Here is a 12,512-nt window from a genome sequence, read left to right as displayed (position 1 = left end):
CTCAATGTGCTGCACTGTACCAGTACACGAGTACAATTGAAATAAAAAAAGCCCCGATTGTTGAGATCGGGGCCGTATATTTTACTTTACAGCTATAAAGCTAAAAGGCTTATGCATCACCGCCGAAACGACGACGACCAGCAGAGTCATCACGGCGCGGAGCAGAAGAATCGTCACGACGCGGACCACGGTTGCCTTCACGACGTTCGCCGCTGAAACGACGACCATCGCCACGACCGCCTTCACGACGTTCACCGCTAAAGTTACGACCTTCACCGCGACCGCCTTCACGACGCTCACCGCTGAAACGACCACCGCCACGACGCTCACCACCGGTGTGCGGAACTGCATCGCCAACCAGCTGCATGTTCATCGGCTTGTTCAGGATGCGAGTACGGGTAAAGTGCTGCAGCACGTCGCCCGGCATACCTTTCGGCAGTTCGATGGTGGAGTGGGAAGCAAACAGCTTGATGTTACCGATGTAACGGCTGCTGATATCACCTTCGTTAGCAATCGCACCAACGATATGACGAACTTCAACACCGTCATCACGGCCCACTTCAATGCGGTACAGCTGCATGTCACCAACGTCACGACGTTCACGACGCGGACGGTCTTCACCACCACGGTCATTACGGTCACGAGGGCCACGATCGTTGCGGTCACGCGGACCACGGTCATCACGGTCGCGGAATTCGCGTTTCGGACGCATCGGCGCATCTGGCGGCAGGATCAGAGGACGTTCGCCCTGAGCCATTTTCAGCAGTGCAGCTGCCAGCGTTTCGATATCCAGCTCTTCTTCCGGCTGCATTTTCGCCAGCAGAGCACGGTACTGATCCAGATCGCTACTTTCCAGCTGCTGCTGTACTTTAGCGGCGAATTTTTCCAGACGGCGTTTGCCCAGCAGATCTGCGTTCGGCAGTTCTACTTCCGGAATAGTCAGCTTCATGGTGCGTTCGATGTTACGCAGCAGACGACGCTCGCGGTTCTCAACGAACAGCAGCGCACGACCCGCACGACCCGCACGACCGGTACGACCGATACGGTGAACGTAAGACTCGGAATCCATCGGGATGTCGTAGTTGACAACCAGGCTGATACGCTCAACGTCCAGGCCACGGGCCGCAACGTCGGTGGCAATCAGAATATCCAGACGACCATCTTTCAGACGCTCCAGAGTCTGCTCACGCAGGGACTGGTTCATGTCGCCGTTCAGTGCAGCGCTGCTATAACCGCTACGCTCCAGCGCTTCTGCTACTTCCAGGGTCGCATTTTTGGTACGAACGAAGATAATCGCCGCATCAAAGTCTTCTGCTTCCAGGAAACGCACCAGCGCTTCATTTTTACGCATGCCCCACACAGTCCAGTAGCTCTGGCTGATGTCAGGACGGGTAGTGACGCTGGACTGAATGCGTACTTCCTGCGGCTCTTTCATAAAGCGGCGGGTAATACGACGAATCGCTTCCGGCATGGTTGCAGAGAACAGAGCGGTCTGATGACCTTCCGGGATCTGCGCCATGATGGTTTCAACGTCTTCGATGAAGCCCATACGCAGCATTTCGTCAGCTTCGTCCAGTACCAGACCGCTCAGTTTGGAGAGGTCCAGAGTACCGCGCTTCAGGTGATCCAGCAGACGACCCGGCGTACCGACGACGATCTGTGGCCCCTGACGCAGGGCACGTAATTGCACGTCATAACGCTGGCCGCCGTACAGGGCAACCACGTTCACGCCGCGCATGTGTTTAGAGAAATCCGTCATGGCTTCTGCAACCTGAACCGCCAGTTCGCGGGTCGGTGCCAGCACCAGAATCTGAGGTGCCTTCAGCTCAGGATCAAGATTGTTGAGCAGCGGTAAAGAGAACGCTGCAGTTTTGCCGCTACCTGTCTGGGCCATACCCAGAACATCGCGGCCGCCCAGCAGATGCGGAATGCACTCTGCCTGGATTGGAGATGGTTTTTCGTAACCCAGATCGTTAAGGGCTTCAAGGATAGGAGCCTTCAGGCCCAGATCTGCAAAAGTGGTTTCGAATTCAGCCATGTAGTACGTGTGCCTCAAAATTAATGGCGGCCAGTCTACATAACTCATCATGAAATTGATCTGCAATTTTCATTGAAAAGTGTGAACCGGCTCAAAGTAGGTGTATTAACGAACAACAACGCCCTCACCCGTGAAGGTGATGGCAATCAAAAAAGATTACGGGCTGATGTGTACGTCAGCTATTGCTGGTCCGATTCTGCCAGGTCATCTTGGTCCTGGCCCAGGAGCGATAATTCCAACAATGCGTATCGGTGCTCAACAAAGTTATGAACGTTGTTAGCCACCGCCAGTTTGAACAATGCCGTAGCGTTGTCCAAATCCCCCAGACTTAGGTAGTACTTACCTAAATAGAAGTTGGTTTCACTGAGATGCTCAGCGAGCGAGGTGTTATCCGTTGCGTCCGCCTTCAGGCGTTCCATCAGCGTTGCTTCGCTAATGTTGCCCAGGTAGAACTCGACAATGTTCCATCCCCATTGCTCTTTATCCGATTTCTCAAAGCGTTGCTTCAACGCTTCTTTAGCCTGCTTCTCATCGAGCTTCTGCTCGGCAAGATAAAGCCACAGACTACGGAAAGGATCATTGGGATCGTCTTGATAAAACGCTAGCAGATCATCTTGCGCTAACTTGTCGCGACCGCCGTAATACAATGCGATACCGCGATTTAAGTGCGCGTAGTTGTAAGTTGGATCAAGCTCAAGTACAGAATCAAACGCTTCATAGGCAGCATCAAAATTGCCTGCCTGCGTTAAATATATACCTAAGTAATTGAATACTTCAGGCATATCTGGTCGGATTGCCAGCGCTTGTGAAAAATCATTTCGCGCCAGTGCCCTCAGACCGAGACTATCATACAACACTCCGCGCTCATATAAAAGCTGTGCGCGTTCGTCATCGGTTAAAGCCCGACTGGCAAGAATTTGTTCCATACGTGCCAGAATCACTTCCTGCTGCAAAGTCGGTTGCAATGGTACTGCGAGGACTTCACTCTTTCGCCAGGCGGAATTACTGCATCCAGCCAGCGTGAGTGCTGTCGCAACGAAACACCAGCGCAAAAAAGGCTTCATTTCCCACTCCCGAAGACAACGATTGAATGAACGTCCAGGTTCCCCGGTTGCTAACAAGGCATCCTGCCGGGTTAAAGGCCCTCCGCTTTCACGGAGGGCAATGGCAACCTTACTCGCCCTGGCTTGCCGGAGCTTCCGGTTCGCCTGCAGGCTGAGACTGCTCAGTTGCTTCTTTAATGCTCAGACGTACACGGCCCTGGCGATCAACTTCCAGAACTTTGACCGGTACTTCCTGGCCCATCTGCAGGTAGTCGGTCACTTTCTCTACGCGCTTGTCAGCGATCTGAGAGATGTGTACCAGACCTTCTTTACCGCCACCGATGGCAACGAATGCGCCAAAGTCAACGATACGGGTCACTTTACCATTGTAGATACGGCCAACTTCGATCTCTGCGGTGATCTCTTCGATACGACGGATAGCATATTTCGCTTTCTCACCGTCGGTCGCAGCAATCTTCACGGTACCATCATCTTCGATTTCAATGGTGGTGCCGGTTTCTTCGGTCAGAGCACGGATAACAGAACCGCCTTTACCGATAACATCTTTGATCTTGTCCGGGCTGATCTTGATGGTGTGGATACGCGGAGCGAACTGAGAAATGTCGCCGCGCGGAGCGTTGATCGCTTGTTCCATCACACCCAGGATGTGCAGACGCGCACCTTTAGCCTGGTTCAGAGCAACCTGCATGATTTCTTTGGTGATACCTTCAATTTTGATATCCATCTGCAGTGCAGAGATACCGTCGCGGGAACCCGCCACTTTGAAGTCCATATCGCCCAGGTGGTCTTCGTCGCCCAGGATGTCAGACAGAACAACAAAGTTGTCGCCTTCTTTCACCAGACCCATCGCGATACCCGCAACGGCGGCTTTGATCGGCACACCTGCGTCCATCAGCGCCAGGGAAGCACCACATACGGAAGCCATGGAAGAAGAACCGTTAGATTCGGTGATTTCAGAAACCACACGCACGGTGTACGGGAATTTATCCAGTTCCGGCATTACTGCCAGTACGCCACGCTTCGCCAGACGGCCGTGACCAATCTCACGACGCTTCGGAGAACCGACCATACCGGTTTCACCTACGCAGTACGGAGGGAAGTTGTAGTGGAACAGGAAGTTGTCAGTACGCTCGCCCATCAGTTCGTCGAGGTTCTGCGCATCACGCGTGGTGCCCAGGGTCGCAGTAACCAGCGCCTGAGTTTCGCCACGGGTGAACAGTGCGGAACCGTGGGTACGCGGCAGAACGCCAGTACGCACGTCCAGGCCACGGATCATGTCTTTTTCACGGCCATCGATGCGCGGCTCGCCTGCCAGTACGCGGCTACGAACAACGTTTTTCTCGATAGCGTGCAGGATTTCACCCAGTTCGTTAGCGTCCAGGGTTTCGTCTTCAGCCACCAGAGTCGCGATGGTTTCAGATTTGATCACGTCAACCTGAGCATAACGCTCTTGTTTGTCAGTGATACGGTAAGCATCGCTCAGACGAGCTTCTGCCAGTGCGGCAACGCGCGCGTTCAGCGCTTCGTTGACGGCTTCTGGCTGCCAGTCCCAACGCGGTTTGCCAGCTTCTTTCGCCAGCTCGTTGATCGCCTGAATCACAACCTGCTGCTGTTCGTGACCGAACACAACAGCGCCCAGCATCTGATCTTCGCTCAGCAGTTCAGCTTCGGATTCAACCATCAGTACGGCTGCTTCAGTACCTGCAACAACCAGGTCCAGCTTGCTTTCTTTCAGTTCGTCCTGAGTCGGGTTCAGTACGTACTGGTCATTGATGTAACCAACACGTGCAGCACCGATCGGGCCGTTGAATGGGATACCAGACAGCGTCAGCGCAGCAGATGCACCAATCATTGCCACGATGTCCGGGTTAACCTGCGGGTTAACGGAAACAACGGTCGCGATAACCTGAACTTCGTTAACGAAGCCTTCCGGGAACAGCGGGCGAACCGGGCGGTCAATCAGACGCGCGATCAGGGTTTCGCCTTCGCTCGGACGGCCTTCACGACGGAAGAAGCTACCCGGGATACGTCCAGCAGCGTAGGTACGCTCCTGATAGTTAACGGTCAGCGGGAAAAAGTCCTGGCCTGGTTTCGCTTTTTTCTGACCAACAACGGTAACGAATACCGCGGTGTCATCCATGCTAACCATAACAGCGGCAGTCGCCTGACGCGCCATCATGCCGGTTTCCAGCGTAACGGTATGCTGACCGTACTGGAATTTACGAACGATCGGATTAAGCAAAATAATATCCTTTCTCTATTTTTTGACGGCACATTTTTGCGCCATCGTTAATACCCGATCTTCTGCGCATCCTCGCGACTAATGACAACCCTAACCCATAAGCATGAGTAAAGCCTCTCATTAGCCGCGCGAACCTCTGCAACGGAAGATCATTCATAGCAACAATACATTAGTTTCCAGCGAATTGCTGCCATCTGCTGGAAAAAAGGGGCCATGAAGGCCCCCTCTTTCTGAAACTCGAAAGAATTAGCGACGCAGGCCCAGACGCTCGATCAGCGCGGTGTAACGTGCAACATCTTTACGTTTCAGGTAGTCGAGCAGTTTACGACGCTGAGAAACCATGCGCAGCAGACCACGACGGCTGTGGTGATCTTTTTTGTGCTCTGCAAAGTGGCCCTGCAGGTGGTTAATCTGTGCAGTCAACAGAGCAACCTGAACATCGGTAGAACCGGTGTCGTTTGCATCACGACCAAACTCAGAAACGATTTTAGCGGTAGCTTCAGTACTTAGAGACATTTTAAAACTCCAAAGTGATAAGAATGAAAGGATGCCGATCTCTAATTCAGCTATCCCAGTGTATACACTTTATCCTTCAAACTGACTCTGCGTTGGCTGCGTCCGCTCACCTCAGTCACTTACCTAAGTAAGCTCCTGAGGATTCTCAGACTTGCCGCCTTGATGCAGCTCGAATGATTTTGTGTATACGCCACGCAGATTGTTAAACAATTTACGCGACGTTAAGCGGCAGTATTCTACTCGCAGCGCCCTTTTATCGCAAGACAGAGAGCGCTATGCAGGATACTCAACCACCAAGCGGCGGGGGGCGACACGACCTTCATCGTCCATCTCCCCCATGCCAATAAACTTGCCGTCATCGCCTTCCGTCACGCGTACCAGCCCTTCCAGCGGGGCGCCTGTCGTCCGTACCGGATTACCATTTTTAAAGTAAACCGACGATGTTAAAGGCAAATTAACAACAGGATAGTCCGATGCCGGACTGTCCATTGGCATCAGCAAAGGATCAAGCAGCTGAGCCGCCGGAATGTTCTGCTGTTCTGCCTGTTCGACCAGCTCACGCAGGTGTTCCAGCGTGACCATACGATCCACCGGATATTTGCTGACCGTCAGACGACGCAGATACGTTACATGCGCGCCGCAGCCCAGCTTCTCACCGAGATCGTCAACGATGGTGCGAATATAGGTGCCTTTGGAGCAGTGAACTTCCAGCTCCAGTTCGTTACCCTCGTGACGGATAAACAGCAGCTCATAGACGGTAATCGGGCGCGCTTCACGCGGCACTTCAATGCCCTGACGCGCATATTCGTACAGCTTCTTACCCTGATACTTCAGCGCCGAATACATCGACGGAATCTGCTCGATATCGCCGCGGAAAGTCTCCAGCGCGCTCGCCAGTTGTTCTGCGGTGAAGGTTACCGGACGCTCCTGCACGATCTGCCCATCGGCATCGGAAGTGTCAGTACGCTGGCCCAGACGGGCAACCACGCGATAGCGTTTGTCAGAATCCAGCAAATACTGTGAAAACTTTGTCGCTTCACCGAGGCAGATAGGCAGCATACCTGTCGCCAGCGGATCCAACGCGCCGGTATGTCCCGCGCGGTTGGCATTGTAGATGCGCTTTACTTTTTGCAGCACGTCATTGCTGGACATGCCCTGCGGCTTATCCAGCAGCAGGACACCGTGAATATCGCGACCACGACGACGAGGACGACTCATCAGTCCTCCTTGCTGTCGTCCGCTGGGTTCACACGACGCTCATCGTCATGTTTCACCACGCTGGTCACCAGGTTGGACATGCGCATCCCTTCGACCAGTGAGTTGTCGTAGAAGAAGGTCAGCTCAGGCACGATGCGCAGACGCATTGCTTTACCCAGCAGAGAACGGATAAAACCAGAGGCTTCCTGCAGTGCCTTAATGCCGTTTTTCACAGCAGCTTCGTCCTGATCGTTGAGGAAAGTCACGAATACTTTGGCATATGCCAGATCACGGGACATCTCAACACCCGATACGGTGGTCATCATGCCAACACGCGGGTCTTTGATTTCGCGTTGCAGGATGAGTGCGATTTCTTTCTGCATCTCCTGCGCGACACGCTGTGGGCGACCAAATTCTTTCGCCATAATAAATTCTCCAGACAAAAAAGGGGCATTCAGCCCCTTTTGAAAATAATTCGGTGATTAGGCTGTAGGCCTGATAAGCTTAGAGCCATCAGGCATTACATTGCCGGATGTCGGCGTAAACGCCTTATCCGGCCTACACCCGAACAACCTTAAGCAATTGTACGTTTGATCTCGATGATCTCGAACACTTCGATCATATCGCCTACGCGAACGTCGTTGTAGTTCTTAACGCCGATACCACATTCCATACCGTTACGGACTTCGTTAACGTCATCTTTGAAGCGGCGCAGGGATTCCAGCTCGCCTTCATAGATAACCACGTTGTCACGCAGTACGCGGATTGGGTTGTGACGTTTAATCGTGCCTTCGGTAACCATACAGCCTGCGATAGCGCCGAATTTCGGTGATTTGAACACATCACGAACTTCAGCCAGACCAATGATCTGCTGTTTCAGCTCCGGAGACAGCATGCCGCTCATCGCAGCTTTCACTTCGTCGATCAGATGATAGATGACGGAGTAGTAACGCAGATCCAGGCTTTCTGATTCGATAACTTTACGTGCAGAGGCATCAGCACGTACGTTGAAGCCAACCAGAATCGCGTTGGATGCCGCAGCCAGGGTCGCGTCGGTTTCGGTGATACCACCTACGCCAGAACCGATGATCTTCACTTTTACTTCGTCGGTAGACAGTTTCAGTAAAGAGTCGGAAATCGCTTCTACAGAACCCTGTACGTCAGCCTTCAGCACGATGTTCACTTCGTGAACTTCGCCTTCGGTCATGTTGGCGAACATGTTCTCAAGTTTAGATTTCTGCTGACGAGCCAGTTTAACTTCACGGAATTTGCCCTGACGGTACAGTGCAACTTCACGCGCTTTCTTCTCGTCACGAACAACAGTAACTTCGTCACCCGCAGCCGGAACACCGGACAGACCGAGGATTTCCACCGGAATGGACGGACCTGCTTCCAGTACTTCCTGACCCAGTTCGTTACGCATCGCACGAACGCGGCCGTATTCGAAACCACACAGAACGATATCGCCCTTGTTCAGGGTACCTTCGCGAACCAGGACGGTAGCAACCGGGCCACGACCTTTATCCAGGAAGGATTCGATAACCGCACCGCTCGCCATACCTTTACGCACAGCTTTCAGTTCCAGTACTTCGGCCTGCAGCAGGATAGCATCCAGCAGTTCGTCGATACCGGTACCCGCTTTCGCAGAAACGTGAACGAACTGGCTCTCGCCGCCCCACTCTTCCGGCATGATGCCGTACTGGGACAGTTCGTTTTTAACGCGATCTGGATCCGCTTCCGGTTTATCGATTTTGTTGACTGCAACAACTACCGGCACACCTGCCGCTTTCGCGTGCTGGATAGCTTCGATAGTCTGCGGCATCACGCCGTCGTCTGCTGCAACAACCAGAACAACGATATCCGTTGCCTGAGCACCACGAGCACGCATGGAGGTAAACGCGGCGTGACCCGGGGTGTCCAGGAAGGTGATCATACCGTTGTCAGTTTCAACGTGGTACGCACCGATGTGCTGAGTAATGCCGCCCGCTTCGCCAGAGGCCACTTTCGTTGAACGAATGTAGTCCAGCAGAGACGTTTTACCGTGGTCAACGTGACCCATGATGGTCACTACCGGTGCGCGCGGTTCAGCCGCAGCGCCGGTGTCACGGTCGCTCATTACTGCTTCTTCCAGCTCGTTTTCACGACGCAGGATAACTTTGTGGCCCATCTCTTCGGCAACCAGCTGTGCGGTTTCCTGGTCGATGACCTGGTTGATGGTCGCCATTGCGCCCAGTTTCATCATCGCTTTGATGACCTGAGAGCCTTTGACCGCCATCTTGTTCGCCAGATCGCCAACGGTGATGGTTTCGCCGATCACAACGTCACGGTTAACGGCCTGAGCTGGCTTCTGGAAGCCCTGCTGCAGAGCGGAACCTTTACGCTGCTTACCGCCTTTACCGCCGCGAACCGCTGCACGTGCTTCTTCACGGTCAGCTTTAGATTCAGCGTGTTTGTTACCTTTTTTCGCCGGACGCGCTGCTTTAGTGCTGCGAGTACGACCACGACCGCCTTCAACTTCACGATCGTTCTCGTCTTCAGCCTGGCGAGCATGCTGAGAGGTGGTGACGTGATAATCACTGGTGTCTTCGACAGGTTCAGCGTTATTCACACCATTTTTCTCGTTTTCTTCCGCCATACGGCGAGCTTCTTCCGCTACGCGGCGCGCTTCTTCTTCAAGCTTGCGACGTGCTTCTTCTTCCGCTTTACGCTTCAGTTCTGCGGCTTCATTTTCACGGCGGGCTTTTTCGGCCTGGGCGGTTTTAGTCATATCGTCGGTCTGTTGATTGCTCACTTTGTCTTTTTCCGCAGCTTCACGTTTCGCTTTATCAGCGGCTTCACGCTTAGCTTGTTCTGCGGCCTCACGTTCGGCTTTTTGTTGCGCCTCGCGTTTGGCAGCTTCTTCTGCCTCACGACGGGCTTGCTCTTCCGCTTCACGCTGCGCCTGCTCTTCCGCGGCAAGGCGTTCAGCCTCTTGCGGATCGCGTTTCACAAAGGTGCGTGTCTTGCGGACTTCGATTTGTACCGATTTGCTTTTTCCACCGGTACCTGGAATATTGAGAGTACTGCGCGTTTTACGCTGCAATGTCAACTTATCCGGCGCTGAGCCGTTTTCACGGTTCAAATGCGCCAGTAAGGTTTGTTTCTCTTGTGCGGACACAGAGTCGTCAGCAGACTTCGGAATACCGGCATCAGCAAATTGCTGTACCAGGCGATCTACGGAAGTCTGTATCTCTGCAGCCAGCGTTTTTACGGTTACATCTGTCATACTGTTCCTTCCTGCTACAGTTTATTACGCTTCGTCGCCGAACCAGCAAATATTACGGGCAGCCATAATCAGCTCACCGGCTTTTTCGTCGGTCAACCCTTCGATATCAGCCAGATCATCAATGCCCTGTTCAGCGAGATCTTCCAGCGTACAAACACCACGGGCCGCCAGTTTGAAGGCCATCTCACGATCCAATCCTTCCAGATTCAGCAGATCGTCAGCCGGTTTGTTATCACCGAGGCTTTCTTCCTGGGCCAGTGCCAGAGTGGTCAGTGCGTTTTTAGCACGCTCGCGCAGCGCTTCAACGGTCTGTTCATCCAGGCCGTCAATTTCCAGCAGTTCTTTCATTGGCACGTAGGCCAGTTCTTCCAGCGTCGCAAAACCTTCTTCCACCAGAACGGTCGCGAAATCTTCATCGATATCGAGATATTTGGTGAAGGTATCGATGGCTGCATGTGCTTCAGCCTGATGCTTCGCTTGCAGGTCATCAACGGTCATCACGTTGAGTTCCCAACCGCTCAGTTGTGAAGCCAGGCGGACGTTCTGACCATTACGTCCAATCGCCTGAGCCAGGTTACCGGCTTCAACCGCGATATCCATGGTGTGTTTGTCTTCATCCACCACGATAGAAGCGACGTCTGCTGGCGCCATTGCGTTAATCACGAACTGCGCCGGGTTATCATCCCACAGGACGATATCGATACGCTCGCCGCCCAGTTCGGTAGAAACTGCCTGAACGCGCGCACCGCGCATACCAACACAGGCGCCGACCGGATCAATACGCTTGTCGTTGGTCTTAACGGCGATTTTCGCACGCGATCCCGGATCGCGAGCAGCCGCTTTAATTTCGATAACTTCTTCGCCGATTTCCGGCACTTCAATGCGGAACAGCTCAATCAGCATTTCCGGCTTGGAACGGGTTACGAACAGCTGTGCACCGCGCGCTTCCGGGCGAACTGAGTACAGAACGCCACGAATACGGTCACCAGGGCGGAAGTTTTCACGCGGCAGCATGTCTTCACGCAGGATCACAGCTTCAGCATTACTGCCCAGATCCAGAGAAATGTTGTCGCGGTTTACTTTCTTCACCACACCGGTGACGATTTCGCCTTCGTGTTCGCGGAACTGATCAACAACCATTGCGCGTTCAGCTTCACGTACTTTCTGTACGATAACCTGCTTCGCGGTCTGGGTAGTGATACGGTCAAAGGTGACAGATTCAATCTGATCTTCAACATATTCGCCCACGTTCAGACTTTCGTCTTCGAAGCGTGCCGCTTCCAACGTAATTTCTTTGGTCGGCTGAGTAACTTCTTCTACGATTACCCAACGACGGAAGGTATCGAAATCACCGCTTTTACGATCGATTTCTACGCGAACGTCGATCTCTTGCTCATATTTTTTCTTTGTTGCTGTAGCCAGCGCACTTTCCAGCGCTTCAAAAATTTTCTCGCGTGGCAGCGCTTTTTCGTTGGATACGGCTTCAACAACAGCCAAAATTTCTTTGTTCATCGCGGGCTTTTCACCTCAATCCAGACTGTTAAAAGTGGGGAACCAGGTTCGCCTTCTGGATATTACTCAGCGCGAACACTTCATCTTTGCCTTCGACTGTGACCGTGATCATCTCACCGTCCACCGCTTTGATAACGCCCTGCCATTTACGACGGTTTTGTACCGCCATACGAAGAACCAGCGTGACTTCTTCACCCAGGAAACGCACGTAGTGTTCAGCTGTGAACAGAGGACGGTCGAGACCCGGAGAGGAGACTTCAAGGTTATAGGCAACGGTGATTGGGTCTTCGACATCCATCACGGCGCTTACCTGATGGCTCACATCAGCACAATCATCAACATTGATGCCATCTTCACTATCAATATAGATGCGCAGTGTGGATGTGCGACCACGAATAAATTCGATGCCGACCAGTTCGTAGCCCAGGGCTTCAACTGGCGCTGTAATCATCTCTGTTAATTTTTGCTCTAATGTGGACAAGCCCACCCCCAAGACATAAAAAAAGGGCCTAAAGCCCAGTTATTCTGTAGTCAGATAACAAAAAACCCCGATAAATCGGGGCTTTAGATAACTGAACCCTATAACCGCACCTGCGGTTCGGAGAACCTTCCGAAAGAATTTTTTTCAAATCCAGCTACGAAGGCCTAAGTCTTCACAGTATATTTGAAAAAGAACTC

At 52.9% G+C, this 12,512-nt stretch carries 10 protein-coding genes; all 10 read right to left on the bottom strand.

Annotated features, from left to right (window positions below; genetic code table 11):
• Window positions 1-109: 109 nt before the first annotated feature.
• Window positions 110-2,038, bottom strand: a complete 1,929-nt coding sequence (locus tag OGY71_RS04810) for a DEAD/DEAH family ATP-dependent RNA helicase (protein ID WP_003828643.1) — start codon at window positions 2,036-2,038, stop codon at window positions 110-112.
• A complete protein-coding gene (gene yrbN, locus OGY71_RS04805) occupies window positions 2,031-2,111 on the bottom strand; it encodes a protein YrbN (RefSeq protein WP_010723222.1) in 81 nt (26 codons plus the stop codon). The genes OGY71_RS04810 and yrbN overlap by 8 nt, the downstream gene beginning before the upstream one ends.
• 106 nt (window positions 2,112-2,217) lie before the next feature.
• Window positions 2,218-3,102: a lipoprotein NlpI gene (nlpI, locus tag OGY71_RS04800; protein ID WP_003024982.1), complete on the bottom strand. Its 885-nt coding sequence runs from the start codon at window positions 3,100-3,102 to the stop codon at window positions 2,218-2,220.
• Between the two features lie 109 nt (window positions 3,103-3,211).
• Window positions 3,212-5,344, bottom strand: a complete 2,133-nt coding sequence (pnp, locus tag OGY71_RS04795; RefSeq protein ID WP_008785911.1) for a polyribonucleotide nucleotidyltransferase — start codon at window positions 5,342-5,344, stop codon at window positions 3,212-3,214.
• 246 nt (window positions 5,345-5,590) lie between these two features.
• Window positions 5,591-5,860 carry a 30S ribosomal protein S15 gene (gene rpsO / locus OGY71_RS04790; protein WP_000059465.1) on the bottom strand — a complete coding sequence of 90 codons (270 nt, stop codon included), beginning with the start codon at window positions 5,858-5,860 and terminating at the stop codon, window positions 5,591-5,593.
• 273 nt (window positions 5,861-6,133) lie between these two features.
• A complete protein-coding gene (truB, locus tag OGY71_RS04785; RefSeq protein WP_003828704.1) occupies window positions 6,134-7,078 on the bottom strand; it encodes a tRNA pseudouridine(55) synthase TruB in 945 nt (314 codons plus the stop codon).
• A complete protein-coding gene (rbfA, locus tag OGY71_RS04780) occupies window positions 7,078-7,482 on the bottom strand; it encodes a 30S ribosome-binding factor RbfA (RefSeq protein WP_003024988.1) in 405 nt (134 codons plus the stop codon). The genes truB and rbfA overlap by 1 nt, the downstream gene beginning before the upstream one ends.
• A 149-nt stretch (window positions 7,483-7,631) precedes the next feature.
• Complete coding sequence (infB, locus tag OGY71_RS04775; protein ID WP_003828710.1) at window positions 7,632-10,322, bottom strand: translation initiation factor IF-2; 2,691 nt, start codon at window positions 10,320-10,322, stop codon at window positions 7,632-7,634.
• Window positions 10,323-10,346: 24 nt separating this feature from the next.
• Window positions 10,347-11,834, bottom strand: coding sequence for a transcription termination factor NusA (gene nusA, locus OGY71_RS04770; protein ID WP_003024992.1), 1,488 nt, complete (start codon window positions 11,832-11,834; stop codon window positions 10,347-10,349).
• A 28-nt stretch (window positions 11,835-11,862) separates the two neighbouring features.
• On the bottom strand, window positions 11,863-12,315 hold the full coding sequence (gene rimP / locus OGY71_RS04765) for a ribosome maturation factor RimP (RefSeq protein WP_003024996.1): 453 nt from the start codon (window positions 12,313-12,315) through the stop codon (window positions 11,863-11,865).
• Window positions 12,316-12,512 lie beyond the last annotated feature (197 nt).

The organism is Citrobacter sp. Cpo109, assembly GCF_030332565.1.
Classification (GTDB): Bacteria; Pseudomonadota; Gammaproteobacteria; order Enterobacterales; family Enterobacteriaceae; genus Citrobacter; species Citrobacter portucalensis.
This window is presented reverse-complemented; position numbering and strand designations above follow the sequence as displayed.